Origin of the sequence: Streptomyces sodiiphilus (assembly GCF_039529215.1) — a bacterium.
GTDB classification, from domain to species: domain Bacteria; phylum Actinomycetota; class Actinomycetes; order Streptomycetales; family Streptomycetaceae; genus Streptomyces; species Streptomyces sodiiphilus.
Genome location: NZ_BAAAMJ010000033.1, coordinates 9,133 through 35,127 on the forward strand (window position 1 = coordinate 9,133; position 25,995 = coordinate 35,127).

The 25,995-nt window shown below is 72.9% G+C and carries 26 protein-coding genes and 1 pseudogene; 9 read left to right on the top strand and 18 right to left on the bottom strand.

The window, feature by feature from the left end; all coding sequences use genetic code 11:
- Nucleotides 1-466: 466 nt before the first annotated feature.
- Nucleotides 467-1,249 carry a DUF2249 domain-containing protein gene (locus tag ABD299_RS17060; RefSeq protein ID WP_344263305.1) on the top strand — a complete coding sequence of 261 codons (783 nt, stop codon included), beginning with the start codon at nt 467-469 and terminating at the stop codon, nt 1,247-1,249.
- A gap of 191 nt (nt 1,250-1,440) precedes the next feature.
- On the opposite strand, the pseudogene ABD299_RS17065 reads toward ABD299_RS17060, so the two are convergent.
- Nucleotides 1,441-1,822 (bottom strand): annotated as a pseudogene (locus tag ABD299_RS17065) (type II toxin-antitoxin system death-on-curing family toxin).
- Nucleotides 1,823-2,239: 417 nt separating this feature from the next.
- The gene (locus ABD299_RS17070) at nt 2,240-3,577 is read right to left on the bottom strand and encodes a class I SAM-dependent RNA methyltransferase (RefSeq protein WP_344263307.1); all 1,338 of its coding nucleotides are present in this window, start codon (nt 3,575-3,577) and stop codon (nt 2,240-2,242) included.
- 236 nt (nt 3,578-3,813) lie between these two features.
- Here ABD299_RS17070 and ABD299_RS17075 point away from each other — a divergent pair, with 236 nt between their 5' ends.
- Nucleotides 3,814-4,476, top strand: a complete 663-nt coding sequence (locus ABD299_RS17075; protein WP_344263309.1) for a potassium channel family protein — start codon at nt 3,814-3,816, stop codon at nt 4,474-4,476.
- 106 nt (nt 4,477-4,582) lie between these two features.
- A complete protein-coding gene (locus tag ABD299_RS17080; RefSeq protein WP_344263311.1) occupies nt 4,583-5,269 on the top strand; it encodes a potassium channel family protein in 687 nt (228 codons plus the stop codon).
- Nucleotides 5,270-5,363: 94 nt separating this feature from the next.
- Here the strand turns inward: ABD299_RS17080 and ABD299_RS17085 are convergent, their stop codons facing one another.
- The 5 genes from ABD299_RS17085 to dut all read right to left on the bottom strand — a co-directional run bounded on the left by ABD299_RS17085 (nt 5,364) and on the right by dut (nt 8,418).
- A complete protein-coding gene (locus ABD299_RS17085) occupies nt 5,364-6,185 on the bottom strand; it encodes a DUF3159 domain-containing protein (protein WP_344263313.1) in 822 nt (273 codons plus the stop codon).
- 3 nt (nt 6,186-6,188) lie between these two features.
- Nucleotides 6,189-6,596, bottom strand: coding sequence for an OB-fold nucleic acid binding domain-containing protein (locus ABD299_RS17090; protein WP_344263315.1), 408 nt, complete (start codon nt 6,594-6,596; stop codon nt 6,189-6,191).
- Between the two features lie 55 nt (nt 6,597-6,651).
- The gene (locus ABD299_RS17095; protein ID WP_344263317.1) at nt 6,652-6,981 is read right to left on the bottom strand and encodes a DUF6343 family protein; all 330 of its coding nucleotides are present in this window, start codon (nt 6,979-6,981) and stop codon (nt 6,652-6,654) included.
- Nucleotides 6,982-7,124: 143 nt separating this feature from the next.
- Complete coding sequence (locus ABD299_RS17100) at nt 7,125-7,904, bottom strand: DUF3710 domain-containing protein (protein ID WP_344263319.1); 780 nt, start codon at nt 7,902-7,904, stop codon at nt 7,125-7,127.
- A 1-nt stretch (nt 7,905) separates the two neighbouring features.
- Nucleotides 7,906-8,418 carry a dUTP diphosphatase gene (gene dut / locus ABD299_RS17105; RefSeq protein WP_344263321.1) on the bottom strand — a complete coding sequence of 171 codons (513 nt, stop codon included), beginning with the start codon at nt 8,416-8,418 and terminating at the stop codon, nt 7,906-7,908.
- Nucleotides 8,419-8,499: 81 nt separating this feature from the next.
- Here dut and ABD299_RS17110 point away from each other — a divergent pair, with 81 nt between their 5' ends.
- Nucleotides 8,500-8,964 carry a DUF3093 domain-containing protein gene (locus tag ABD299_RS17110; protein WP_344263322.1) on the top strand — a complete coding sequence of 155 codons (465 nt, stop codon included), beginning with the start codon at nt 8,500-8,502 and terminating at the stop codon, nt 8,962-8,964.
- 97 nt (nt 8,965-9,061) lie between these two features.
- On the opposite strand, the gene ABD299_RS17115 is transcribed toward ABD299_RS17110, so the two are convergent.
- The 3 genes from ABD299_RS17115 to ABD299_RS17125 all read right to left on the bottom strand — a co-directional run bounded on the left by ABD299_RS17115 (nt 9,062) and on the right by ABD299_RS17125 (nt 11,574).
- Nucleotides 9,062-9,361, bottom strand: coding sequence for a DUF4193 domain-containing protein (locus ABD299_RS17115; protein WP_016470291.1), 300 nt, complete (start codon nt 9,359-9,361; stop codon nt 9,062-9,064).
- Between the two features lie 280 nt (nt 9,362-9,641).
- Nucleotides 9,642-10,916 carry a sensor histidine kinase gene (locus tag ABD299_RS17120; protein WP_344263330.1) on the bottom strand — a complete coding sequence of 425 codons (1,275 nt, stop codon included), beginning with the start codon at nt 10,914-10,916 and terminating at the stop codon, nt 9,642-9,644.
- 4 nt (nt 10,917-10,920) lie between these two features.
- Complete coding sequence (locus ABD299_RS17125) at nt 10,921-11,574, bottom strand: response regulator transcription factor (protein WP_344263332.1); 654 nt, start codon at nt 11,572-11,574, stop codon at nt 10,921-10,923.
- Nucleotides 11,575-11,885: 311 nt separating this feature from the next.
- Here ABD299_RS17125 and ABD299_RS17130 point away from each other — a divergent pair, with 311 nt between their 5' ends.
- Nucleotides 11,886-12,059 (top strand): hypothetical protein, encoded by a 174-nt coding sequence (locus tag ABD299_RS17130; RefSeq protein WP_344263334.1) that lies wholly within the window; start codon nt 11,886-11,888, stop codon nt 12,057-12,059.
- A gap of 64 nt (nt 12,060-12,123) precedes the next feature.
- On the opposite strand, the gene ABD299_RS17135 is transcribed toward ABD299_RS17130, so the two are convergent.
- Together ABD299_RS17135 and ABD299_RS17140 are read right to left on the bottom strand one after the other, a co-directional pair.
- Nucleotides 12,124-12,939, bottom strand: a complete 816-nt coding sequence (locus ABD299_RS17135) for an inositol monophosphatase family protein (protein ID WP_344263336.1) — start codon at nt 12,937-12,939, stop codon at nt 12,124-12,126.
- A gap of 2 nt (nt 12,940-12,941) precedes the next feature.
- On the bottom strand, nt 12,942-14,078 hold the full coding sequence (locus ABD299_RS17140) for a ferrochelatase (protein ID WP_344263338.1): 1,137 nt from the start codon (nt 14,076-14,078) through the stop codon (nt 12,942-12,944).
- Nucleotides 14,079-14,620: 542 nt separating this feature from the next.
- Between ABD299_RS17140 and sepH the strand changes: the two genes are divergently transcribed.
- The gene (sepH, locus tag ABD299_RS17145; protein WP_344263340.1) at nt 14,621-15,628 is read left to right on the top strand and encodes a septation protein SepH; all 1,008 of its coding nucleotides are present in this window, start codon (nt 14,621-14,623) and stop codon (nt 15,626-15,628) included.
- A gap of 58 nt (nt 15,629-15,686) precedes the next feature.
- Here sepH and ABD299_RS17150 read toward each other — a convergent pair whose 3' ends face one another.
- Nucleotides 15,687-16,523 carry a sulfurtransferase gene (locus ABD299_RS17150; protein ID WP_344263342.1) on the bottom strand — a complete coding sequence of 279 codons (837 nt, stop codon included), beginning with the start codon at nt 16,521-16,523 and terminating at the stop codon, nt 15,687-15,689.
- A 268-nt stretch (nt 16,524-16,791) separates the two neighbouring features.
- On the opposite strand from ABD299_RS17150, the gene ABD299_RS17155 reads away from it, so the two are divergent.
- Together ABD299_RS17155 and ABD299_RS17160 are read left to right on the top strand one after the other, a co-directional pair.
- On the top strand, nt 16,792-17,595 hold the full coding sequence (locus ABD299_RS17155; RefSeq protein WP_344263344.1) for a VOC family protein: 804 nt from the start codon (nt 16,792-16,794) through the stop codon (nt 17,593-17,595).
- A gap of 182 nt (nt 17,596-17,777) precedes the next feature.
- Nucleotides 17,778-19,268 carry a glycoside hydrolase family 43 protein gene (locus ABD299_RS17160; RefSeq protein WP_344263346.1) on the top strand — a complete coding sequence of 497 codons (1,491 nt, stop codon included), beginning with the start codon at nt 17,778-17,780 and terminating at the stop codon, nt 19,266-19,268.
- An 11-nt stretch (nt 19,269-19,279) separates the two neighbouring features.
- On the opposite strand, the gene ABD299_RS17165 is transcribed toward ABD299_RS17160, so the two are convergent.
- The 4 genes from ABD299_RS17165 to ABD299_RS17180 all read right to left on the bottom strand — a co-directional run bounded on the left by ABD299_RS17165 (nt 19,280) and on the right by ABD299_RS17180 (nt 24,609).
- Complete coding sequence (locus ABD299_RS17165) at nt 19,280-19,975, bottom strand: thymidine kinase (protein ID WP_344263348.1); 696 nt, start codon at nt 19,973-19,975, stop codon at nt 19,280-19,282.
- Between the two features lie 70 nt (nt 19,976-20,045).
- Nucleotides 20,046-21,248 carry an alkaline phosphatase family protein gene (locus ABD299_RS17170; protein WP_344263350.1) on the bottom strand — a complete coding sequence of 401 codons (1,203 nt, stop codon included), beginning with the start codon at nt 21,246-21,248 and terminating at the stop codon, nt 20,046-20,048.
- Nucleotides 21,245-21,832, bottom strand: a complete 588-nt coding sequence (locus ABD299_RS17175; RefSeq protein ID WP_344263352.1) for a DUF5998 family protein — start codon at nt 21,830-21,832, stop codon at nt 21,245-21,247. The genes ABD299_RS17170 and ABD299_RS17175 overlap by 4 nt, the downstream gene beginning before the upstream one ends.
- Nucleotides 21,833-21,891: 59 nt before the next feature.
- Nucleotides 21,892-24,609, bottom strand: a complete 2,718-nt coding sequence (locus tag ABD299_RS17180) for a bifunctional acetate--CoA ligase family protein/GNAT family N-acetyltransferase (RefSeq protein WP_344263354.1) — start codon at nt 24,607-24,609, stop codon at nt 21,892-21,894.
- A gap of 84 nt (nt 24,610-24,693) precedes the next feature.
- On the opposite strand from ABD299_RS17180, the gene ABD299_RS17185 reads away from it, so the two are divergent.
- Nucleotides 24,694-24,975, top strand: a complete 282-nt coding sequence (locus ABD299_RS17185; RefSeq protein WP_344263356.1) for an HPr family phosphocarrier protein — start codon at nt 24,694-24,696, stop codon at nt 24,973-24,975.
- A 174-nt stretch (nt 24,976-25,149) separates the two neighbouring features.
- Here ABD299_RS17185 and ABD299_RS17190 read toward each other — a convergent pair whose 3' ends face one another.
- Nucleotides 25,150-25,827 (bottom strand): GntR family transcriptional regulator, encoded by a 678-nt coding sequence (locus ABD299_RS17190; protein WP_344263358.1) that lies wholly within the window; start codon nt 25,825-25,827, stop codon nt 25,150-25,152.
- Between the last annotated feature and the right edge of the window lie 168 nt (nt 25,828-25,995).

Consider the following 25,995-nt stretch of genomic DNA (forward strand, 5'->3'; position numbering starts at 1 on the left):
GTGGGGGGGGGAGCCGCTGCCCGGCCTCGTTGACGGGGATCGGCTCCCGCCGGGAAGCGAGTCGGCGCGCCATGCGGGATGACACGCCCATGACACATGGCGTCCAGGATTTCGAACAGTGGTCGAATAGCCGGACTACTGTGCATCGTAGGGACGCACTCGGCTCGCCACCATGCCCGTTCCGGCCATCAGCGGCCGGTGCACATCGAGTGGGCGCTCACCCCTCCACGCCATCACTCACGGATTCCGCGCCCCGCAGGCGACCCGGGGCCGACGCCGGCCTCGCCGACCCGGGACCCGCCCGGCCGCACAGCCACTGCGAAGCACCGCCGCATCGCCAGGCCGACACGTGACGCGATCCACCACGAGAGGCCCGACTATTTTTCACGGCAGAGTCCGTACTATATTGCGGGCATCGGCCCGCACCGACCGGAACGGGCCGGCAACTGCCGGAAGGGACACCCTCATGGGCACGCTCACCATCGCATCGGACCCCCGGGACGCGGCGGCCGTCGAAGCCGTCGAAGCGCATCACACCCAACTGGCCGGCGAACTCGCCGGACTGGTCACCACGCTGGTCGCAGCGGCGGAGCGCGACCCGGCAACGGCCGGCGGAATCCGTGCCGAGCTGGTCGGATTCTGCGACCGGGACCTTCTTCCGCACGCCGCCGCCGAGGAAGAGACCCTCTACCCCGTGGCCCGCGACCTGCCCTCGGCCCGGCTGCTCATCGACGGCATGCTCGCCGAGCACCGCAGACTCCTCGCGCTCGTCGACGGACTCCGCGAGGCCGGTTCCGCCGTCCGCGCGGCGGCCGACGGCCAGGCGCTCCACGTGCTGTTCGAAGAGCACCTGGAGAAGGAGAACACCCTGATCCTGCCGCTGCTCGCCGGCGCCCCGGACATCTCCCTCGCCGACCTCCTGGCGGGCATGCACGACCTCCTGGGGGCCGACCACGGCGACGCCGCCGGGGCCGAGTCCGGCGGCTGCGGCGGCACATGCGGCTGCGGCGGCTCCGACGACACCGCGGCGCCCGAGCTCGACGTGCGGAACGTCCCGCACGCGCTGCGCCACGCCACGGTCTTCGGCGCCCTCGCCGCCGTACCCCGGGGACGGGCCATGGTCCTCGTGGCGCCGCACGACCCGCTGCCCCTGCTGGCCCAGATCGAGGACCGGCACCCCGGCGCCTTCACCACGGAGTACCTGGAGCGCGGCCGCGAGGCGTGGCGCCTGCTCCTCACCCACCGCTGACCGCGAAGGAGCCGTCGCTGGTGCGCACCTCGCCGTCCACCAGCGGGTGGGCGCCTTCCGCGCCGACGGCCCCGACGGCGGTGGGTCACCGGGAAGGCGACGTCCGGGCGGGCCTCGAAAAAGGCCAGGTCAGAGTTTCCTTCTCTTGGCCCATCAGCCCGCGTGCACGCACCCGGAGCGTCGAACGACCGTCAGGAAACGGGGAACCAGGCCGACAGGCGCTTGGCAATGGCCGGTACATCGATGTTGTCCTGCGCAACTTCCTCGACGAACGGGCCGGCGATGGAGGCGGGCGGCGGGGCGGTACTGGCACTGATGCCGTTGAGCCGCAGGAAGACGCGCATGGCGAGCCAGGCAGTGCGCTTGTTTCCATCGATCAGCGCGTGATTGCGGGCCACGGAGTGCAGCAGTGCCGCCGCCTTCTCGTACAGCGTGGGATACAGCTCGGCCCCGAACACGTTGGTCCGGGGCCGTTCGATGGCTGACACCAGAAGCCCCATGTCACGCACGCTGTGCTCGGTTGACCGTGCGGGCGATAGCCACGTCGATCTGGAGGTGGCGTACTTCGGTCACTTCAGGTAGTCCAGGATCTCCGCCTCGCTGTCCATGAGTTCGGCCAGGACGTCATCGCCATACAGCAATCATTACCTGGCTGGTATCCAGGTGGCGAGGTGATACCGGCGGCCACTCAAGACTCGGACCTCGGCACCACGTTCCGTGGCTTGGACGGGTTGCGCTCTCAGCTCCGACGCGCCGGGCCCGGGTCGGCGTCCCGCGGCGCCGACAAGGTGCAGCGGGACGCCCAGGCCTCCCGCTTCGAGCGCCAGCCGAGCGTCAAGAACTCCGAACGACACCCTGAGGACATCGATGGTGCAAGCGTCTTCCTCGCGAAGTCGCAGATCAGGAAGCCTGTGAGGGGCGCCTCCGCGCTCGGCCCACTACCCGGAGGGGAACAGGTCGAGCAATCCACCCGAACCACAGATCCGCAGGTCAGGTCGTCTTCTCCGCCGGTTCGAGGATGGCGACGCACTCCAGGTGGTGGGTCATGGGGAACAGGTCGAAGGCGCGCAGGAAGCGGGGGACGTAGCCGGCGTCACGGAAGTGGGCCAGGTCGCGGGCGAGGGCCGCCGGGTCGCAGGCGACGTAGGCGATGCGGCGGGCGCCGAGGGCGGCGAGCTGCCCCACGACCTGCTTGCCGGCCCCGGCGCGCGGCGGGTCCAGGACGATCAGGTCGGCCTCGGTGATGCCGGTGCGCGGCAGCACCCGGTCCACCTTGCCGTGCTCGACGCGGACCCGCGGGTAGTCCGCCAGGTTGTGCCGGGCGTCGGCCACCGCCCGCTTGGAGGACTCGATGCCGAGCACCGCGCCCTCCTCCCCCATCCGGTCGGCCAGGGCCCCGGCGAACAGGCCGACCCCGCAGTAGAGGTCCAGGGCCGTCTCGCCCTTGCGCGGGAGCAGGCCGCGCATCACCGCGTCGACCAGCAGCTCGGCGCCGCGCTCGTGGACCTGCCAGAAGCCGCCGCCGCTGACCCGCCAGGTGCGGCCGTCGGCTCGTTCGCGGACGAACGGGCGGCCGTGCACCCGGTGCACGCTCTCGTCCTTCTCGTCGACCCGCAGCAGGGACACCGGCCGGTCCAGCTCCACGAGCGGGAGCCGGCCTCCGGGCCGGGGGGTGAGCAGCACCTGGCGGTCGCTGGAGCCGCTCGCGGCGATCGCCTCCACGGTGGCGATGCCGGGCCACTCGTGACGTTCGATGCCGAGCTCGGAGACGCCCCGGGAGGCGATCAGGCAGTGATCGACCGGTTCGACCTCGTGCGAGCGGTGGCGACGCAGCCCGGCGCGGCCGGAGTCGTCCACGGCGTACTGGACGCGGGTGCGCCAGGCGGGCACCTCCCCGGCCGGGACCTTGTCGCCGGGCACCGGTTCGACGGTGCCGTCCCAGCGCGCGTCCTCGGCCGTCATTCCGGCCAGCCTGCTGAGCTGCTCGGCCAGCACGTCGGCCTTGAGCCGCCGCTGGGCGCCGGGCTTGACGTGCTGCCAGTCACAGCCGCCGCACCTGCCGGGGCCGGAGAAGGGGCAAGGGGCCGGCACGCGGTCCTTGGACGCCTCCAGGACCCGCACGGCGTCGGCCCGCAGGAAGCGGGAGTCCTCCCGGCCGTCGGTGACGCGGGCGACGACCCGCTCGCCGGGGAGCGTGTGCCGGACGAAGAGGACCTGGCCGCCTGGTGTGCGGGCGACGCAGTGCCCGCCGTGCGCCACCGGGCCGATCTCCACCTCGTACTCCGCGCCGATCAGCGAGGGGGCGGCCGTTTCGGGCTGTGCTGGCATGACGGGCGGACTCCAGGGGTCGGGTCGTGCGGGGTGCGGCGGGTTCCGGGTGGGTACCGGAAAGGCGTCCGCGGAAGAGGGGGACGGCAGTGCCCCCGGCGTGGGTACGCGCGCCGGGAAGGCGCGAGAGGGCAACAGCCGACCAGTCTAGTGCCCGCTCGCCCGGCCTCCCGATGAGACCTTGTCGGCGTTCTGCCATCCTGTAATCGCTCGGAGAGTGACCGGAAAGGACTCGCGTGCACATCGTGATCATGGGCTGCGGCCGGGTTGGCGCGGCTCTGGCCCAGACCCTGGAGGAGCGCGGCCACTCCATCGCGGTCATCGACCAGGATCCGACGGCCTTCCGCCGGCTCGGCTCCCGGTTCGGCGGCCGGCGGGTGACCGGCCGCGGATTCGACCGGGACACCCTGGAGGAGGCGGGTCTGGCCGAGGCCGGTGCCTTCGCCGCGGTCAGCAGCGGCGACAACTCCAACATCATCGCGGCCCGGGTGGCCCGTGAGGTGTTCGGCGTGGAGAACGTCACCGCCCGCATCTACGATCCGCGCCGGGCGGAGGTGTACGAGCGCCTCGGCATTCCCACCGTGGCCACGGTGCGGTGGACGGCGGACCAGATGCTGAGACGGCTGCTGCCGGCCGGCGCGGAGCCGCTGTGGCGGGATCCGAGCGGCGGTGTGCAGCTCTCGGAGGTGCACGTCAGCCCCGCCTGGGTGGGACACCGGGTGAGCAGGTTCCAGGAGCGCACGGGCGTGCGGGTCGCCTTCCTCACCCGGCTGGGCGAGGCGATGCTGCCCACCTCCAGAACCGTGCTCCAGGAGGGTGATCTGGTGCATGTGATGATGCACAGCGACCAGGAGGCCGAAGTGGAAGCCGCCTGCATGCTGGGCCCGGAGGAAGAGTGAGCCGGCCGGCGGCGGCTCCGGGGCCGTCCCGGTGCGGAGGGCCCGGCCGTGGAACCGAGGAAGCACGCCGCGTGAGCGGACGAACCAGCAGAGGGACGCAGCTGCGATGAGAGTCGTGATCGCCGGAGCCGGCGCCGTGGGCCGTTCGATCGCCAGCGAGCTGCTGGAGAACGGGCACGAGGTGCTGCTGATCGACAAGTCGCCGGAGGCCGTCTCGGTGGCCCGGGTCCCGGAGGCCGAGTGGCTGCTGGCGGACGCCTGCGAGATCACCTCGCTGGACGAGGCCGCGCTGGAGCGCTGCCAGGTGGTGATCGCGGCCAGCGGCGACGACAAGGTGAACCTGGTGGTGTCGCTGCTGGCGAAGACCGAGTACGGCGTGCCGCGGGTGGTGGCGCGGGTCAACCACCCCAAGAACGAGTGGCTGTTCAACGAGGCGTGGGGAGTGGATGTCGCCGTGTCCACGCCGCGGCTGATGTCGGCGCTGGTGGAGGAGGCGGTGAGCGTCGGCGACCTGGTCCGGCTGCTGCGCTTCAGCCACGGCGAGGCGAACCTCGTCGAGATGACCCTGCCGGACGAGGCGACGCTGGTGGGCACCCGGGTCGGGGAGGTCGCCTGGCCCCAGGACACCGCGCTGGTCACCATCATCCGGGGTACCAAGGTGCTCATCCCGGACCCGGACGACGCCCTGGCCGCCGGCGACGAGTTGCTGTTCGTCGCGGCACCGGCGCAGGAGGAGCGGCTGGAGGAGCTGCTCTCGGCCCACCGCCGCGGCAGGCGCAGGCAGCGGGAGTAGAGGTCAAGAGAGGCACAGAAGGCCCCCGGCCCCGCGTGCGGCCTCGCACGCGGGCTCCGGGGGCCTCTTCAAGTCTCTCGGGCGGGGTCCCGCCTCAGCCGTGCCGGGGGCCGTCGGTGCGGCCGGCGGGGCGGTCGGTCAGGCGCGACAGCTCCTCGTCCGCGGGCTCGTCCAGGGCCCGGTCCGCCTCGGCCCGGTTCCGCTCGGCGGCCCGCTGTTCCTCGGCCTCCCGCTCGGCGGCCTCCATCTCGGCGATCACGTTGATCGGCGGCGGGGCCTTCACCAGGATGATCCAGGTGAGGTAGACCGCCAGCAGGAAGGGCGGGATGCCCAGGGCGACGCGCAGCCAGCCGAGCTGGGTGGCGTCGCCCCAGAAGTAGATGGGGAAGGTGATGGCCGACTTGCCCAGCAGGATCGCGCCCCACACGTAGCTGGCCTTGACGTAGGCCCGCTTGCGTCCGGGGTTGCGGTTGCGCCAGGAGAGGTTCTCCTTGAAGACCGGGCCGAGGATCAGCCCGAGCAGGGGGAAGCCGAAGGCGGAGGTGACGACGTACGCCAGCCCGAGGACCAGGGTATAGACCATGCCCGGCAGGTAGAAGTTGCGGGCGTCGCCGGACATCATCGCGAAGACCGCGCCGATGGCCACGCCGAAGACGCCGCTGAAGGCGTGCTTGACGGTGTCCCGGCGGGCCAGCCGCAGGACGGCCATGAGCGCCGACAGACCCAGCGCGGCGACGGCTGAGATCTGGACGTCGCGGTTGACGGTGTAGCTGAGGATGAAGACCAGCCCGGGGACGGTCGTCTCCACCATTCCGCGCACGCCGCCGAACGCCTCGAAGAACGCTTCCTTCGTCACGTCCTCGTCGGCCGGCAGGCTCTGCTCCGGGGATGGGGTCTGCTCTTCAGGTGAGGTCACCCGCTACTCCGTTCCGAGTGGTCGCAACTCGTATCTGGGATTGAACAGCACCGGCCTGCCGCGCGAGACGGTGATGCGCCCGGAGGCCGTCAGCCGCCGGCCCGGCTCGATGCCGGCGATGGTGTGCCGGCCCAGCCAGATGACGTCGAGCACGGCCGTCCCGTCGTCGAGTTCGGCCTCCAGCGCGGGCAGCCCGGCGACGGTGCGTTCACTGACAGTACGCAGCGTACCGCTGACGAAGACCATGGGGCGTCCCTCGGGACCGTCGGCGCAGTCGCATATCGGCGTGCACTCGGCGGCCTCGTCCTCAACCGCCGCTTCCCCGGGCTCGATGTCCCCGGCGGTCCCGTTCCGTCCCAGGAGCCGCCACAGCCGGCCGCCCCGCTTCCCGGAACGGTCACTTCCAGTCATGTCTTCAGCCTAGCGGCTGCCTCCGCGGGTGCCGAGTGCCCGGCCCTGGCCACGGTCACCGGGGCGGAGACCCGCGCTCCCTGCCCCGCCGTCGGAGCACGACGGCCAGGTCCAGCAGGGCGAAGACCGCGAAGACGGCACAGATGACGGTGGCCACCCGCAGCCCGTCGGGGCCGAAGGTGTCGCCCGGCTCGGCATTGGCCCAGGCGATCGCGAAGAACACCGTTCCCGCGACGAACAGCGGGGCGAAGATGCCGGAGAGGAGCAGCCGGATACGCAGCGCGCTCTGCGCCGTGACGGGTTCCGTCCCGGTGCGCTCGTAGCGCCGGCCGATGAAGCCGGAACGAGAACGCGGAACGGGGTCGTGGTGGCGGTCGTCGCTCATGGCGGCCTCCTCGCGGACGCGCCGGGTACCGGGTCGCCGCTCGGAGTACCCGTGGCCGCCGCGGCGACACGCGGGGCGCCCCGCCGGCCGGGCGCGCCGCCCCCAAGGGCGGGCTTCCGGCGCCGGCGAGGCGAGGGGCGAGATCAGCGGACCTCGGAGATCTCCGGGCCGCGCCGCAGCTTGTCCAGGCCGCCGGCGAACCGCGACGTGGTGGCGGCGTCCTCGGGTGCCTGCTCCTGCTTGACTCCCTCGGCCACCATCTTGGCGTCCTCGGGCAGCTTCAGGACGATCGGGTCCCGCGGGGCCATCGGGCGGTCCCCGCGCACCACCACGGTGTCGCGGAAGATCTGCTCCAGCAGGCCGGCCGCCTGCGGCTGTACCGCGCCCTGGCCGGAGATCACTCCGCGCAGGAACCACCGGGGGCCGTCCACCCCGACGAACCGGACGACCTGCATGCCGCGCTTGCCGTCGGGCAGCTGCACGGGCACCTGGGCCCGCAGCTCCCAGCCCAGCGGGCCCTCGATCTCGTCGATGATGCCGCCCTGCTGCGTGATGCCGCCGGCGATCTCCTCGCGGACCTCGGACCAGATGCCCTCGCGCCGGGGGGCGGCGAACGCCTGGAGCTGGATGGCGCTGTCCTTCAGCACGACGGTCGCGGCGACGATGGAGTCGCCGGCGACCTCCACGCGCAGTTCCATGCCCTGCACTCCGGGCACGAACATGCCGCCGAGGTCGACCCGGCCCTGGCCGGGCTTGCCGACCTCGCTCAGGTCCCAGGGGCCGTCCGGCCGGGGGGCCGGCTCCAGCCTGACCCGGCGCACCTCGGTTTCGTCCGGGGCGTCCTCCGCGGTGGCCTCGACCGACTCCGCGGCCTTCGAGCCGTCCGCGGGCTCTTCGTTCCGCTTGCGACGACGTCCGAACACGTCACTGTCCTTTCAGGTGGGAGGTCCCGCTGGGACCGATCGCAGCATACGGCTTGTGCTCATCGGCGTGGCCGCCCGTCGAGCCGAAACCCCCCTCGGCCCTCGCCGATCCCGGCAGTTGCGCGACCTCGTGGAAACGCACCGTCTCGATCCGCTGGACGACCAGCTGGGCGACACGGTCGAACCGCTCGAACCGCACGCTCTCGCGAGGGTCCAGGTTGATCACGATCACCTTGATCTCCCCACGGTACCCGGCGTCCACCGTGCCCGGGGCGTTCACCATCGAGATGCCGCAGCGCGCGGCCAGGCCGGACCTCGGGTGCACGAACGCCGCGTAGCCGTCGGGCAGGGCCACGGAGATGCCGGTCGGCAGGACGGCGCGCTCGCCCGGCGCGAGCTCGGCGGCCCGGGTGGTCACCAGATCGACACCGGCGTCGCCCGGGTGTGCCCGGGAGGGGATCGGGACCTCGGGATCGGTACGCCGGATCAGGACGTCCACGGGCGTTGGGCTCACGAAGTCACCTCGAAGGAGATCCGGCCGGTACTCACATGCACAGACCCTACCGCCGCGACCCCTCCGGTGGGGGTGCCTGCCATGCTGGACGGCATGAAGCCGTACGACGAACGCCTGACCGTCCCGCGCCTGTGGTGGCTGATCGCCGCGCTGGGGGTGGCGCTGCTGGGAGTGACACTGGTGCCGCTGGGGATCGTGCCGATGCTCGCGGGAGTGGCGGCGGGTTCCGCCCTGGTGGCGGTGGCCCTGAACTCGTACGGTTCGGTCCGGATCAGGGTGACGGCCGGCTCACTGGTGGCCGGGCAGGCCAGGCTGCCGCTGGAGGCGCTGGGCGAGGCGTTCGCGCTGGACGCGGAGCAGGCCGCGGCGTGGCGCACCCACCGGGCGGATGCCCGCGCCTTCATGCTGCTGCGCGGCTACGTGCCGACGGCGGTCCGGGTGGAGGTGACCGATCCGGCCGATCCGACGCCTTATCTGTATCTGTCGACCCGCCACCCGGACCGGCTCGTCTCGGTGCTCCGGGCGGCTCGCCCGGCGGCCGGCTGAACGCTGTCCGGGCGAGGCCCCCGCAACCCCGCCCGTCCATCGTGGCCCCTTCTTCCGGCAGGGGCACCGCCCGTCACCGCTGCGTCGCGGCGGGGGGTCACGCCGCGCAGTCGCGGCAGATCGGCTGGCCGTTCTTCTCGGCAGCCAGCTGCGACCGGTGGTGCACCAGGAAGCAGCTCATGCAGGTGAACTCGTCCGCCTGCCGCGGCAGCACCCGGACGGACAGTTCCTCGTTGGAAAGGTCCGCGCCGGGCAGCTCCAGGCCCTCGGCCTGCTCGAACTCGTCGACATCGACATTGGACGCCGACTTGTCGTTCCGCCGGGCCTTGAGCTCCTCGATGCTGTCCTCGTTGACATCGTCATCGGTCTTGCGTGGTGTGTCGTAATCCGTTGCCATGACTCTTCCCCCTCTTGGGTGTCTGTGGTTTCTCTCCAGCGCGGGTAACGCGCGGGAGGCCGGACTTGTGCCCGACCTGAGGCGGAGATTTTGCCTCACATCAAGCCCTGTTACTCAATCGACACCCATCCGGACGCCTGAAGAGGTGATCATTCAGGCTGTCGATCGGGTTCGGGACCGGCCGAAAGGCCGGTCACAGCCGCGTTTCGCAAGCCCCTGGGGGGCAGGCGTATGCGATTGATCACATCCGGCTCCGGCGCTTTCCCGCTCCTGCATGATCTCAGACCGGCAGTGACACCCGCATCACGAGTCCTCCGTCCTCCCTCGGCATGGCCGTCACCGTTCCTCCATGGGCGCGGACGACGGAGCGGACGATCGACAGCCCCAGACCCACTCCCTTGTCGCTGCCGGTGCGCTCGGTGCGCAGCCGCCGGAACGGCTCGAACATGTTGTCGATCTCGTAGCCGGGCACGACCGGGCCCGTGTTCTCCACGATCAGGACCGCGTACCCCGCGGCGGCCTCGGTATCCACCCGGACCCAGCCGGCTTCCGGCAGGTTGTAGCGGATGGCGTTCTGCACGAGGTTCAGCGCCACCCGCTCCAGCAGCACCCCGTTGCCCTGAATCCAGGCGGGCAGGCGCTCCCCGCTCAGCTCCACCCCCCGGCTCTCGGCCTCCCCCCTGGCCTGCTCGACCGCCCGCCCGGCGACCTCGGCCAGGTCCACCGGCTTGCGGTCGACGATCTCGTTCTCGCTGCGGGCCAGCAGCAGCAGGCCCTCCACCAGCTGCTCACTGCGCTCGTTGGTGGCCAGCAGGGTGTTGCCCAGCTGGATCACCTCCGGCGACGCACCGGGGTCGGAGAGCTGCACCTCCAGCAGCGTCCGGTTGATGGCCAGCGGGGTGCGCAGCTCGTGCGAGGCGTTGGCGACGAACCGCTGCTGCGCCGTGAAGGCGCGGTCCAGCCGGTCCAGCATCTCGTCGAAGGTGTCCGCGAGCTCCTTCAGCTCGTCGTCCGGGCCGTCCAGCTCGATCCTGCGGTGCAGGTCGGAGCCGGCCACCCGGCGGGCCGTACGGGTGATCCTGCCCAGCGGCGACAGAACCCGCCCGGCCATCACGTAACCGAAGGCGAAGGCCGCCACCGCCAGGCCCAGCAGGGCCAGCAGGGAGCGCCTGAGCAGCTGGTCCAGCGCGGCCGCCCGCTGCGTCTCGGCGCAGGCGTTGAGCCACTCCCGGAACTCCTCGTTGCCCACCTCTCCGACGAGGGTGGGGCAGACGTCGGAGGTGATCTCCAGGTTGGCCGGGCTGGCGAACCGGAACGGCATGGCGTTCGCGGAATGCACCACCTGCGCGGCCAGCAGGTAGATGATCGACAGCAGGACGACACCCGCGATGAGGAACATCCCTCCGTACAGCAGGGTGAGCCGTATCCGGATGGTCGGGCGCAGCCAGGGGTGCAGCGGTTCGGCCTCGTGCGGATCCCAGTCGGGCTTGGGCGGGGCCGGGGGCCCGGGGGGTGCCCCCTGGGGCCTGGGCGGGGGCGGCGGTGCGGTGGCCACGGCTTCAGATCCGGTAGCCGGCGCCGGGTACCGTGGTGATCACCGGTGGTTCGCCGAGCTTGCGCCGCAGAGTCATCACGGTGACGCGCACCACGTTGGTGAACGGATCCATGTTCTCGTCCCAGGCCTTCTCCAGCAGCTGCTCGGCCGAGACCACCGCGCCCTCGCTGCGCATCAGCACCTCCAGGACGGCGAACTCCTTGGGTGTCAGATGGATCTCCCTGCCTTCCCGGAAGACCTCGCGCCGGTTGGGGTCGAGCCGGATGCCGGCCTGCTCCAGCACGGGCGGCAGCGGCACCGTGGCCCGGCGTCCCAGGGCCCGGACCCGGGCGATCAGCTCGGAGAAGGCGAAGGGCTTGGGGAGGTAGTCGTCGGCGCCCAGCTCCAGCCCGGCCACCCGGTCGCTGACGTCTCCGGAGGCGGTCAGCATGAGGACCCGGGTGGGCAGCCCCAGTCCGACGATGTGACGGCAGACGTCGTCCCCGTGGACCCTCGGAAGGTCGCGGTCGAGGACGACGACGTCGTAGTCGTGGACGCCGATGCGCTCCTGGGCGGCAGCGCCGTCGTAGACCACGTCCACCGCCATGGCCTCCCGGCGGAGCCCGGTGGCCACCGCGTCGGCGAGCAGCCGCTCGTCCTCGACGACGAGTACACGCACGAGTGTGATCCTTCCGTCCCGGCCGCGGGCAGTGCGGCCCCCTTCCATCCTGCCCGGTGCCGCGGTAAGCCGGGGGTAAGGGCCGCCGGGCCCCTCGGCCGGTCCGCCCGCGGGCGGACCGCGGAGATTTTTCCGGAACGAAATGTTTCCGGTCCGCGAAGTACGGGGAAGACCCCTGCACACCCCGCGATCATCTCCTGAGGGCGGCAAGCCCCGAGCCGCTGCCGACCGCCCAGGAGCACAGGCACGGCCTGATCGCACCCACTCCGGCACAACCCTGTGCCGCCGACCCGAGAACGAGGGGGCGCATCGTGGACGCGTTCACCGCTGGCATCCTGCAGCGTATAAAGATCACCGAGTCCGAACTGCACCGCGCTCGCGAGGCCGGCGACGTGTTCGGGGCCGACGTCGAGCAGGCCGAGCTGGAGGACCTGCGCCGGCTGGCCGCCGAGCACGGCGTGCACGTCGAATCGTGCGCCGCCTGACCGACGACCGTTCCCGTGCCCCCGGAGCTTCCTCCGGGGGCACTGTCATGCCCGGGCCCGTCGCTCAGTCGTGCCAGGCTCCCAGATCGTCCAGGAGCGGCTGGAGCACCTCGAACACCCCGGGGCTCGCCGCGACGGTCAGGTCCCCGTCCGGCTCGCTGCCGGGCCGTCCGCCGGTGCGCCCGCCGGCCTCCCGGACGATCAGGTCACCCGCCGCCAGGTCCCAGGGCGCCAGGCCACGCTCGTAGAACCCGTCCAGCCGCCCCGCGGCGACATCGCACAGGTCCACGGCGGCCGAGCCGGTACGCCGGATGTCGCGGAGCCGGGGGATCAGCCGCTGGGCCAGGGCGGCCTGCGCGGTGCGGACGGTGGCCACGTAGTTGAACCCGGTCCCGATCAGGGCCTGCTCCAGCGGGGGCGAGGGGCGGCAGCGGACCGGCCGCGCGGGCCCGTCCCCCTGGGTGACGAAGGCCCCGCCGCCCCGGGTGGCATGGAAGGTCTCCGCGCGCATCGGGATCTCGACGACCGCCGCGGCCCGCTCGCCGTCCACCTCCGCGGCGATGGACACGGCCCACTGGGGCAGGTCGTAGAGGTAGTTGACGGTCCCGTCCAGCGGGTCGATGACCCAGCGGACCCCGCTGGTGCCGTCGGTGGTACCGCCCTCCTCCCCCAGGATGCCGTCCTCCGGGCGCCGGGCGGACAGGAACTCGGTGATCATCTTCTCGGCGGCAAGGTCCATCTCGGTCACCACGTCGACCGGGCTGGACTTGGTCGCGGCGACCGCGAGGTCCGAGGGACGTCCGTCCCGCAGCAGCCGGCCGGCGCGGCGGGCGGCCTCGGCGGCCAGCGCGAGCAGTTCCGCGTCGAGAGTGTCGGGCACGGTCACTCCTGGGTCGCGTAGGGGCTGTCGGCGCCCGCCGCGGCGGGCTTGGGGATCCGGCCGGCACAGCATCCGGCGGGGCACACGTCATGACTGGCGCCCCGCGTGCCGACCGCGCAGTGCCGCGGCCCCTCGCCGCGCTCGGTGGCGGCCCGCTCCAGCACGAGGTCACGCAGCGCGGCCACGAACCGCGGATCCGATCCCACCGTCGCGGACCGGGTCGCGGGCAGGCCCAGTTCCCCGGCCACGGCGAGTGCCTCGGTGTCGAGGTCGTAGAGGACCTCCATGTGATCGGAGACGAAACCGATCGGGATCATGACGACGGCCGGGGCTCCCCGCTCGTGCAGCGCCCGGAGGTGGTCGCAGATGTCGGGCTCCAGCCACGGGATGTGCGGGGCGCCGCTGCGCGACTGGTAGACGAGCTCCCAGGGACGTTCGGTCCCGGTGGCCGCGGCCACCGCTCCGGCGATGTAGCCGGCGGCGTCCAGGTGCTGGGCGACATAGGCCCCGCCGTCCCCGTGCTGTCCGGGCGGGCCGGAGGCGTCGGCGGCGGTCAGCGGGATGGAGTGGGTGCAGAACGCCAGGTGCGCGCCGGCCCGGACCTCCGCGGGCAACCGGTCGAGGGCGTCGAGGACACCTTCCGTCATGGTCTGCAGGAAGCCGGGGTGGTTGTAGTAGACGCGCAGCTTGTCCACGCGCGGCAGCGGGAGTTCCTCCTTCTCCAGCGCGGCGAGGGCCTCGGCCAGGTCCTCCCGGTACTGCCGGCAGCCGGAGTAGGAGGAGTAGGCACTGGTGGTGACGGTCAGGATCCTGCGGCGGCCGTCGTTCACCATCTCCCGGAACGTGTCGGTGACGTAGGGGGCCCAGTTGCGGTTGCCCCAGTAGACGGGAAGGTCCACGCCGTTGTCCGCGAGGTCCTCACGGAGTGCGGCGAGCAGGTGCCGGTTCTGCTCGTTGATCGGGCTGACGCCGCCGAACCGGAAGTAGTGCGAGCCCACCTCTTCGAGCCGTTCCCGGGGGATGCCCCGGCCGCGGGTCACGTTCTCCAGGAACGGCACCACGTCGTCGGGTCCCTCCGGGCCGCCGAAGGACAGCAGGAGCAGGGCGTCATAGGGGGTGGGGTCTGGGGGGTGCGCCATGGCTGCATCTTCCCACCACCGGTCCCGGGCGGAACGGACGGCCCGGCCGGTGCGCGGGAGGCGGTCCGCACCCGTTCGGGTTCTCTACCCGGTCTTTACCTTCTTTTCCTCCGTTTGCCCGAGCTTGCGCGCTCTTTGCCTTCCGCTCGGATTAGCTGCGCGCACCGCCGGGCAATTGATCCGTTTTCAGCCCTTCTGGGCCACTTGCCGCCCCCGCTCAGGTCAAGCCACTCATCTCACATCCGGCCAACTCCCTTGCTCCCGGACAGGTTCACCAGCGCGCTTCCCGGCGCCGCGGGGTCCCGATGGAGTAGTGTGGCGATTCCTGGCTTCGGCCCCCGTCCGGACTGCACGGCACCACCCTCAGCCCGGTTACCACAGGTGGCAAAGTGGTTACCGTGCCACAACGGTGGACCAGGGCCCCGGCCCGACACGCCGGTCAGCCCGGCAGGGGGTTGTGGCAGGCTGCACCCGGGCAGGCCACACTCGTCAGCGGGAGCAGCGACGTACCGACGTCGGCAGGCACCACCCGGGAGGTCCACGTGCCCGAACTGCGTGTCGTGGCCGTCAGTAACGACGGCACACGTCTGGTGCTCAAGGCTGCCGACAGCACGGAATACACACTTCCGATCGACGAGCGGCTGCGGGCAGCGGTGCGCAACGACCGAGCCCGTCTCGGCCAGATCGAGATCGAGGTGGAGAACCACCTGCGGCCCCGTGACATCCAGGCGCGCATACGGTCCGGAGCGACCGCGGAGGAGGTCGCCCAGTTCGCCGGCATCCCGGTGGACCGCGTGCGCCGCTTCGAGGGCCCGGTGCTGGCCGAGCGTGCCTTCATGGCCGAGCGCGCCCGCAAGACGCCCGTGCGGCGCCCCGGGGAGACCGCCGGTCCGCAACTGGGGGACGCGGTGACCGAGCGTCTGATCGCCCGGGGTGCCGACCGCGACACCGTGCGCTGGGACTCCTGGCGGCGGGACGACGGCACCTGGGAGGTCCTGCTGGTCTACCGGGTCGCGGGCGAGACGCACTCGGCCAGCTGGATGTTCGACCCGCCGCGGCGGCTGGTCCAGGCCGTGGACGACGAGGCCCGGGAGCTGCTCGGCGAGAACGACGACACACCCGAGCCCAGCACACCGTTCGTGCCCAGGATCGCCCGGCTTCCCCGGGAGAGTGAGCGCGAGGAGGCGGCCGGCGGTCTGCTCGGTGTGGAGGACAGCGAGCCGGATTCTCTGACCAGCCTGCTGGAGGCGGTTCCGAGCTTCCGCGGTGACCTGGTGATCCCGGAGGCGCCGGCCGCGGCGGTCGGCGGCAGCGAGGAGAGCGAGCGGGAGAGCGCCGCCGAGCCGGCCGAGCCGGCGGCACCGGCCGCCAGTGCCGGGGCCGCCTACGCCGACGTCCTGATGCCGCGTTCGGTGGGCGGCCACCGCGAGCGGCTGACCGGTACGACGGACCGTCAGGCGGAGGCCGACGGAGTACGGCCGGGCCGCCGGGCCGCGGTGCCGAGCTGGGACGAGATCGTCTTCGGTACCCGCCGCAAGAAACAGGACTGACGCCCCACCACGCGCCCGGGCCGCGGATCGGCACTCCCGGCCCGCGGCCCGGGCGGCATCAGCCGGGGTCCGCTCCGGTCGCCACCGGGCGGCGTTCGTCCGCGCACCACTCGCTCCACGAACCGGGATACAGCGCCGCGTCCACGCCCGCCACGGCCAGTGCCAGCACCTCGTGGGCCGCCGAGACACCGGAGCCGCAGTACACGCCCACCTCGGTGCCGGGCACCGCGCCGAGGGCCGCGAAACGCTTCGCGAGCTCACCGGGCGGCCGCAGTCTGCCGTCCGGCCCGATGTTGCCGGTGACCGGTGCCGAGACGGCGCCGGGGATGTGGCCCGCCACCGGGTCGACCGGCTCCACCTCTCCCCGGTAGCGCTCCGCCGCCCGGGCGTCCAGCAGCACTCCGGTGCGGGCGAGCCCGGCCGCCGACGCCGCGTCCAGCACCGGGACCGCGCCCGGCCGCGGCACGAAGTCGCCCTCGGCGGGCCGGGGGGACGACGTGCTCAGTTCCCCGGGCCAGGCCGCCACTCCCCCGTCCAGGACGCGGACCCGCGGATGCCCGGCCCAGCGCAGCAGCCACCACAGGCGGGCGGCGGCCCACCCCTGGCCGCCGTCGCAGGCCACCACCGGACGCCCGGCCGACACCCCGGCCCGCCGCATCGCGGCGCCGAACACGTCGGTGTCCGGCAGCGGATGCCGGCCCCTCGGGCCAGGCGGCCCGGCCAGTTCGCGGTCCAGGTCGATGTACACGGCGCCCGGTACGTGGCCGGCGTCGTACGCGGCCCGCCCGGGCGGGCCGCCCAGCTCCCAGCGCACGTCGAGGACGGCGGGGTGCTCGTCGGGGGCCCGCCCGGCGAGGACGCCGGCGAGTTCGTCGGGAGAGATCAGCGGATCCATGTCCGTATTCTCCCTCCCGGCCGGGCCGCTCACGCTGCCTGCCGTTCCGCTCCGCACGTGACTCCTGACACGTTGTGGTGTTCTGCACGGAAAACAGGGCAGGAGGGAGATGCGGCCCGTTCCCGGGCCGGCCGAGCTGCTCCGGAAGGACACGACCGGCGCGGTCAGAAGCATGGGACCACCGGTTGATGCGAGCATCAGCACTGTCCCCGCACAGCCCGGTTGACAACGCGCATCGTGACAGATGGTCCCCGAGGAGACACTGAGGATGACCGAGGCAGCGACTCGGCCCGGCCCTGGAACACCCTGCTGGGCGAGCCTGATGGTCCATGACCTGACAGCGAGCCAGCGGTTCTACGCCGCGCTCTTCGACTGGCGCTACGAGCCCGGCCCGCAGCGCCGGCTCGGGCCCTACGTCCAGGCGGAGCGGGACGGCGTGCCTGTCGCGGGGCTCGGCGAGATGGCGTCGGGCATGGGCCAGCGGCTGGTCTCGTGGCTCCCTTACCTGGCCACCGAGGACGCCGACGCCACCGCGACCCTGATCCGGGACTGCGGCGGGACCGTCGCCGTCGGACCGCTCGATGTGGAACCGTCCGGCCGTCTGGTGATCGCCGCCGACCCGCTGGGCGCGGTGTTCGGCGTCTGGCAGGCAGGAACCCACCTGGGCGTGCCTTTCCGCAACGCGCCGGGCGCGCCGGTGTGGGCGGAGCTCGTCACCATGGACGCGGCCACCGTCGGCAAGTTCTACTCCATGGTCTTCGGCTACGAGTGGCAGCCGGAGCCCGCGCTGCCCCCGGAGTCGGACTACCTGACCATACAGCTCGCCGGCCGGCCGATCGTGGGGATCGAGGGCGTCGGGGACGCGGTGCCGCACGACCGGGGGCCTTACTGGCTCACCTATTTCTCGGTCACGGACGTGGACGCGTCGGCACAGCGGGTCACGGAACTGGGCGGCGCGCTGCGGCACCCGCCGCAGGACACACCCTTCGGGCGGGTGGCCCAGGTCAGCGACCCGGAAGGCGCGCCGTTCGCGCTGATCAGGCCCCTGGAGGCAACTGACCGGAACGGCTGACCGAAACCCTGCCCCGGCGCCCCGGGCGGGCGGCGCCGCCCGNCCGCCCGGGGCGCGACACCACGCCCGGCGGGGGCCGGGCCGCCCTCCGGCAGCAGGCCAGTGCGCGGGCCCGGCCGTCCTCGCCCAGGGCTGTACCGGCCCCGGCCCGATGGCAACTCGCCCCCAGCGAAAGGCATCTCATGAGGCTGCCGGTGCGCCCGGTCCTCCCCGGTTTCCACCCCGACCCGAGCGTCTGCCGGGTCGGGGACATCTACTATCTGGCGTGTTCCAGCTTCGAGTACGCACCCGGCGTACCGGTCTTCCGGTCCGCCGACCTGCGGTCCTGGGAGCCGGTGGGCCACGCGCTCCACCGGAGGTCGCAGCTGCTGCTGGACCGGGCCCATCCCTCGGGCGGCATCTACGCGCCGACATTGCGCCACCACGACGGCCGCTTCTGGATGATCACCAGCAACGTCAGCCACCGCCCGGGACACCTGCTGGTCACCGCGGAGGATCCGGCCGGGCCGTGGTCGGACCCGGTGTGGTTCGACGCCCCGGGCATCGACCCCGACCTCGCCTGGGACGAGGACGGCACCTGCTATGTCACCTGGTCGGGATCCGACGGCAGTGGCCGTCCGGCCATCATGCAGGTCACGGTCGACCCCGCCACCGGAGAACTGCGCAGCGAGCCGCGGCAGCTGTGGAGCGGTACCGGCGGCAAGTACCCGGAGGCACCCCACCTCTACCGGATCGGCGCACACTGGTATCTGCTCATCGCCGAGGGCGGCACCGAACGGGCGCATGCCGTGACCATCGCCCGGGGCCCCTCGCCCCGCGGTCCCTTCGAGCCCTGCCCCCACAACCCGGTGCTGACCGCGCGCGGCCTGGACACCCCGGTGCAGAACACCGGCCACGCCGACCTCGTCCAGCGGCCCGACGGCAGCTGGGCGATGCTCTACCTGGGGGTACGGCCGCGCGGCGGAACTCCGCAGTGGCACGTGCTCGGCCGGGAGACCTTCGCCTCCGAGATCGTCTGGAGCGACGGCTGGCCCACGGTGGCCGGGCCGGTCGAACCCGGGTCGTCCGCGGCCGTGACCGAGGAGCTGACCGGGCCGGAGCTCCCGGCCTCCTGGGTGGCGCCCGGCAGGTTTCCCGCCGAGGTGCTGCGGCCCGGGGATCACGGCGGACTGCGGCTCACGGCGGACGGTGACGAACCAGTGTTCGTGGGCCGCCGCCAGGAGCACTTCGCCCTGCGGGCGGTGGCGACGGTCGGCACCCGAAGCGGTGCCGGGGGCCTGGAGCTGCGTCTCGACCCGCGGCACGCCGTCGCCCTGGAGGCGGATGACGGAGTGGTCCGCGCGGTTGCCCGGGTCGGGCGGCACGTCCGCGCGGTCCTGGGCGAACTGCCCGTGGGGCCCGAGACCGTCCTGGAACTGCGCACCGAGCCCGCGCCCGGCCCGGGCGCACCTTTGAGGAGCGGGCCGGACAAGATCGTGGCCGGCGTCGGCGGAGCCGACGGCTTCACCGAGCTCGGCAGAATCGACGGCCGCTACCTCTCCACCGAGACCGCCGGCGGCTTCACCGGGCGCATGATCGGCCTCACCTGCTCCCGGGGAGAACTCACGGTCACCTCGTTCACGTACCACGGCACCGACGAGCCCGGCACACCGGCCACCCCGGACACGGAGTGAACCGCCCGGGTTCAGCGGCCGCGCGGGCCTGAGCCGTTGGCGGGTGCGGGGGCCGGGATGTCCGCGCCGTCGACCGGCAGCACGTCCGGGGACAGGGTCCCGGCCCGCGCCGCCGCGGCGGTGAGCCGCCGGCGGTGGTGGCGGCGGCACAGCACCTCGTACCCCACCGCGCCCTGCCGCCCGACGTCCCCGACCACGACCTGGGCACCCTCGACCACCATCCGGCCGCCCACCGTGCGCGCGTTGTGCGTCGCGCGGGCGCCGCACCAGCACAGCGCCTCCACCTGGAGGACCTCCACCCGGTCGGCCAGTTCGATCAGGCGCTGGGAACCGGGGAAGAGCCGGGTGCGGAAGTCGGTGGTGATACCGAAGGCGAAGACATCGATGCCCAGGTCGTCCACCACCCGCGCGAGCTGGTCGACCTGGACCGGCGAGAGGAACTGCGCCTCGTCGGCGATCACGTAGTCCGCCCGGCCGCCGGCCGTGAGGTAGTGGACGAGGTGGGCATGGAAGTCGAAGTCCTCGTCCGCCTCGACCGCTTCGGTGACCAGACCGAGGCGGGAGGACAGCCTGCCCTCGCCCGCACGGTCGTTGCGCGTGAAGATCAGGCCCTGGAGCCCGCGCGCCGAGCGGTTGTGCTGGATCTGCAGGGCGAGCGTGGACTTTCCGCAGTCCATCGTCCCGGAGAAGAAGGCGAGTTCAGCCATGGCGCGGCTCCGGCATGCGGTCGGTGGTCCTCACGGTGCGGCGACGGAATCAGCAGAGTGTGACAGAGGCTCAGGTCCGGACTTCCAGCAGGGGTACGAACTGCTCGGCGGGCGTCATGGAGCCGTGCATGCCGATCAGCGCGGACTCCTTCGCCTCGGTCTTGCCGGCGATCACCGCGGCGTTGCCGGTCATGGCCACCACCACGTCCCCGATCCGGCCGTGCACGCGGGGCTCGACACCGGCACCGGGCGGGCCGAACCAGCCGAGCTCCACGGCCTCCTCGCGGGTGGCGACCCAGGCCTGGTCGGCGAGCACCTCCCGCCAGACGGTGTACACATCGGCGGCCGCGCCGGGAACCGCGTACAGATGGCGGGCACGGCCCTCCCCGCCCAGCAGGGCGACGCCCGCGCTCAGCTCCCAGTCGTCGTCGAAGTCGAAGCGGGCCTCGGGCGTGAGGGGCACATCCACCATGCCGTGGTCGGCGGTGATGTAGAGCGCGGTGCGCGGCGGCAGCTGTTCGGCCAGCCGCTGGGCCAGGCCGTCCACATAGCGCAGCTGCTCGCGCCACTCGGGCGAGTCCATGCCGAAGCGGTGCCCGTTCGCGTCCAGGTCCGCGTAGTAGGTGTAGACCAGGGACCGGTCCCCGGCGGAGAGCCGCCGCGCGGCCAGGTCCATCCGGTCCTCGGCGCTGTGCCGGCCCAGGAACGTTCCGCCGCTCAGCGCGATCCGGGTCAGCGGGGTGTGCTCGAAGAACGGGGCCGACACCTGGGCGGTGGCCACTCCCGCCGCGTGCGTCCGCTGGAAGACCGTGGGGTAGGGCTGCCAGCGGTGCGGGTCCGTCCACGGCTCCCAGCGCAGCTGCTGCATCAGCCGGCCGGTGTCCGGGTCGAGCACCCGGTACCCCGCCAGACCGTGCCGGGCCGGCGGCAGGCCGGTGCCCACCGAGGCCAGCGAGGCCGAGGTCGTGGAGGGGAAACCCGCCGTGACCGGAAGGCCGCTGCCGCCGCGCGACGTGGGCAGCAGGGACGTCAGGAAGGGTGCCAGCGCGGGGTGCGCGCGCAGTGCCTCCCATCCCAGGCCGTCCACCAGGAAGACGCAGACCCGGTCGGCCGGGGCCAGTTCCAGCCCGGACGCCGGCTCCGGCAGTCCGAAACCGGCGGCCACGGCGGGCAGCAGGTCCGACAGCGAGCCACGGCCGTAGTCGGGCGCGGGGGCCGACCGCGGATCGAGCGGGAGCGGATCGCTGTCGCCCGGGTGGAGCTGGGGTGTCACCGGCCGGACACCGCCGTCGCCTCGGACAGCGCCTGGGCGAAGGCGAGGGTCTGCCGGACGGTCTCCGGACCGTCTCCCGCCTCGCTGATGCGCAGCGAGAGATCGTCGGCGGTGGTGGAGCCGGTGTAGCCGTGGTCCGCCTCGCAGTTGGGATCGCCGCAGCCGGCGGGCTCCATGTCGATGCGGGACACCGCCCCCCAGCCGATGGTCAGCACGACCTCCCGCGGGAGGGTGCCCGGGGTGTAGGACTCCGGGTCGGCCACCACCCGGCTGAGCACCACGGAGGAGATGCGGGAGAGCTTGACGGACTCGGTGGACGTGGTCGCGTAGGGCACCGGTGCGGACCCGTCCGCGGACTGCTCGTCGGTGTGGCTGACGATGAACCTGGTCCCGGTCAGCGCCAGCACCGTCGCGTGGCGGCGCACCTCGTTGTTGTCGAAGGTCGTCTCCTGGTGCACCAGGTAGGACACCACGGGCTCCCTGCCCACGGCAGCCTCGACCGCCTCGGCCACGAGCGTGGGGTAGTACCCGCTGCGTTCGATAGCCGCCCGCAGCCCCTGGGTCGTCGTACCGGTCTTCGCCATGTGCCCATCCTACGGGGACCCGGGGCCCGCCACGCCGGGTGTTCACCAGCGGGCGGGAGTCAGTAGGCGGGCAGCCGGCGCGGCCCGAGGTCGGCGCGCGGCGGCGGGGGCGCCACCCGGACGGAGGCGCTCAGCACGGTGAGACCCTGCGGAGCGACGACCACGGGCTCCAGCTCCACGGCGGAGATCTGCGGATGGTCGTCGACCAGCCGGCCGAGGCGCAGCAGCAGTTCCTCCAGGCTGCCGGTGTCCACCGGCTGCGCACCGCGCCAGCCGAAGAGCATCGGGGCGGCCCGGATCGAGCGGACCAGCTCACCGGCCTCCCGGTCGGTGAGCGGCAGCAGCCGGTGAGCCACATCGCCCAGCAGCTCGGAGGCGGGGCCGGCCAGCCCGAACGACAGAACCGCGCCGATGCCCGGGTCCACCGTGGCACGGACCACGGTGTCCACTCCCCGGGCGGCCATCGGCTGCACCACCGGCCCCAGTTCCGCCACATCGGCCAGGTCCGCCGACAGTTCCTGGTAGGCCCGGCGCAGCTCCGCCTCGGAGGCCAGACCGAGCCGGACGCCCCCGAGGTCGCCGCGGCCCCGGAGCTGCGGGGCGCTGGTCTTCAGCGCCACCGGATACCCGAGGCGGCCCGCCGCCCGGGCCGCGGCGTCGGCGTCCGGGGCGGGCAGTGACTGCAGTACCCGGATCCCGTAACTGCCCAGGAGCTCGCCCGCCTGTGCCGCGGACAGCGGAGTGCCGCCGGGGCCGGGGTGACGTTCGGTGATCACACGGTCCAGCAGCCGGGCGGCGGCGGGCTCGTCGATGTCGTCGTAGGCCGGGACCCGGCCAGGGCTGCCCGCGGCGCGGCGCCAGGCGGCGTACCGGCAGGCGTGCGCCAGGGCGCGCACGGCGCGCTCGGCCGAGGGATAGGCGGGGATACCGCGGGTGCTGAGCGCTGCGGCCAGGCCGTCGATGGCCAGGTGGGCGACCACCACCGGCCGGGCCGTGCCGGCGCCGGTGACGGCGGCGTGCAGGGCCTCGGTCAGCTCCTCGCCGGTCAGGGTCCCGCCGACGGGCGCCTCCACGTCTCCGACGGTGGGCACGGCCGTCACCACGACGGCGTCGACGGCCGGATCGGCCAGCGCCGCGGACAGCGCCCTGCGGTAGTCGCCGGGCCCGGCGGCCGGCCCCAGGCTCTCCACCGGCAGCGGGCTGAGCTCCTGGGCGCGGCAGGCGTCGTGGGCGACCAGCCCCATCGACTCCGCGTTGCCCACGATGGCGACGCGCTGCCCGGTGGGCAGCGGCTGGTGGGCCAGCAGCAGTCCGGTGTCGACCAGCTCGGTGGCGGTGCCGGCCTCGATGACGCCCGCCTGCCGCAGCAGGGCCGAGACGGTGCCCTCCGGAGTCCGCGCGGTGGGTACGACGTGGCCGTGCGGGGGCGCGCCGCCGCTGTGCCGGCCTCCCCGGACCACCACCACGGGCTTGCCCGCCGCCGCGTTGCGGCGGGCGATGCGCGTGAACTTGCGGGGGTTGCCGAGCGATTCGAGATACATCAGCACGACGTCGGTGTCCGGGTCGTCGTGCCAGTACTGGAGCAGGTCGTTGCCGGAGACGTCGGCGCGGTTGCCGGCCGAGACGAAGGAGGACAGGCCCGCGGCGCACTGCTCCAGTTCCTCCAGGACGGCGATGCCGATGGCCGCGGACTGGGTGAACAGCCCCGTCCGCCCGGCCCGGGGCAGCCGCGGCGCCAGGCTGGCGTTGAGCCGGACCTCATCGTCGGTGTTGATCACCCCGAAGGCGTTGGGCCCGATGATGCGCATGCCCTCGCCGCGCGCACGCTGGACCAGCTCGCGCTGGGCGTCCCGGTCGAAGCCGGCGGCCAGCACCACGGCCCCCTGCACCCCGGCCTCGCCGCACTCGTCGACCACCCCGTGCACCCGTGCGGCGGGCACCGCCAGCACCGCCAGGTCGACGGGTCCGGGGATGTCGAGGACCGTGCGGAAGGCGGGGGCCCCGCCGAGTTCCTTGCTGTCCTGGGCGAGGGCCGAGTTGACGGCGTAGACCTCGCCGGTGAAGCCGCCCTCCAGAAGCCCGGCCAGCACGGTGCGGCCCGCGCCGCCCGGGTGCCGGCCGGCCCCGATCACGGCGACCGCACGGGGAGCCAGCAGACGCTGCACCGAGCGGGCCTCGGCCCGCTGCTCCCGGGCCCGCATGACGGCCAGGGACTGGGCGGTCGGCTCCAGATCCAGCGTCAGATGCACGGTGCCGTCTGCGAAACTGCGCTTCTGGGAGTAGCCGGCGTCCGTGAACACCTTGATCATCTTGGTGTTGGCCGGCAGCACCTCCGCGGCGAACCGGCGGACACCGCGCTCGCGTGCGACGGCCGCGATGTGCTCCATCAGCGCCGACGCCAGTCCGCGGCCCTGGTGGGCGTCCTGGACCAGGAAGGCGACCTCGGCTCGGTCGGCGGGCGCGGAGGCCGGCCGGCCCTCGTCGTCGATCCGGTCGTACCGGACGGTTCCGAGAAACTCGTCCCCCACGGTGGCGGCCAGACCGACCCGGTCCACGTAGTCATGGTGGGTGAACCGGTGCACGTCGCGGTCGGAGAGCCGGGGGTAGGGGGCGAAGAACCGGTAGTACTTGGACTCGTCGGAGACCTGCTCGTAGAAGCTGACCAGCCGGTCGGCATCGTCCGGGGTGATCGGTCTGATGTGTGCCGTGCCGCCGTCGCGGAGCACGACATCGGCTTCCCAGTGGCCCGGGTAGGCGGGCTCCTCACGCGTCCGCATGAGGTCAGCCTACGGCCCCGGGCCCACGGCACACCCTGTCGCGGACCTCCGGCCGCGTCCACCGTCCACGACCGGAGGCATCCCATGACTGAGCGTCGCGTCATCATCGGCTGGGCGGAGGGCCTGCACGCCCGCCCCGCGTCCGTCTTCGTCCGGGCCGCCGCCGCGGCCGGTGTCCCGGTGACCATCTCCCGGAACGGGAGCCCTCCCGTCAACGCGGCCTCCATCCTGGCCGTGCTGTCCCTCGGTGCCGAGGGCGGCGACGAGGTGGTGCTCGCCTCGGGCGCCGAGGGCGCCGAGACCGCGCTGGAGCGGCTGGCCACGCTGGTCTCCGAAGGGCTCGACGAACCGCCCGGTGCGCTGTGACCCGACCCCCGGCGGAACCTTCCGCCCTTCCCTTTCCGGGGAATCCGGAGAAACCGCCGGCCACACACCGGGAAAGGATCCGCGGCGGGGTCCGCAAAAACTGGCAGCAGAAATGCGCGGACAGAATTCGACAGCGCATTTCCCGTCCGCTGCCTCCGGTGTATACGAATACTGTTACAGCCGGCTGCGCGCTGTGTTGACAGCAGGTTTCGGATCTCTCACCGCCGCCTGCCGCGGCATCCGCCGGACCGGCTCCAGCCGCTCCAGCTGCGCCGCCGACAGCGCCCTGGCGCGCTCGGCGTCCCGGCGTGCGATGGCGTCCACCAGAGCCCCGCGGTCCTGCCACAGCGCCACGGCCCGCACCACCGGCTCCCCCGCGTACAGCCAGATGATCTTGCGCCGCACCTGCACCAGCAAGGAGGCCAGCGACGGGCTCGCGGTGGCCTGGGCCACCGTCTCGTGGAACCAGTCACCCAGCGACCGCAGGTCGGCCTCCTGCCCCTGACCGGCCCGCTGTCTGCCCAGCCGCACCAGCCCCCGCAGCACTTTCAGGTGTGCGTCGGTACGGCGCTGGGCGGCGCGCGCGGCCCCCAGCGGCTCCAGCAGCGCCCGCATGTCCAGCAGATCCGCCGCCTCCCGCTCCCCCGGCTGCGCCACGCACGCCCCGGCGTGCCGCCGGGAGACCACGAAGCCCTCGGACTCCAGGGTCCGCAGCGCCTCGCGCACCGGCACCCGGGAGACACCGTAGCGGTGGGCCAGCTGCTCCTCGGCGAGCCGGGCGCCCGGCGGCAGCACCCCGCCGACAATGTCGTCACGAATCGCCGTGCATACCGTGTGCGCGGAGATACGCATGAACAACTCCCACTGCCGTAGCCGGTGCGACAGGCCGTATTACTGCCCGGTCACTCCCCGGAACTCTATGGCAAGAATCCCGGAATTCCGAGAGTGCCAGGAAGTCAGCAGTGCCTTTCGGCCTCCGCAGCGCGGGTTTCCGGTCGAATGTGACGCGGGCCGGGCGGG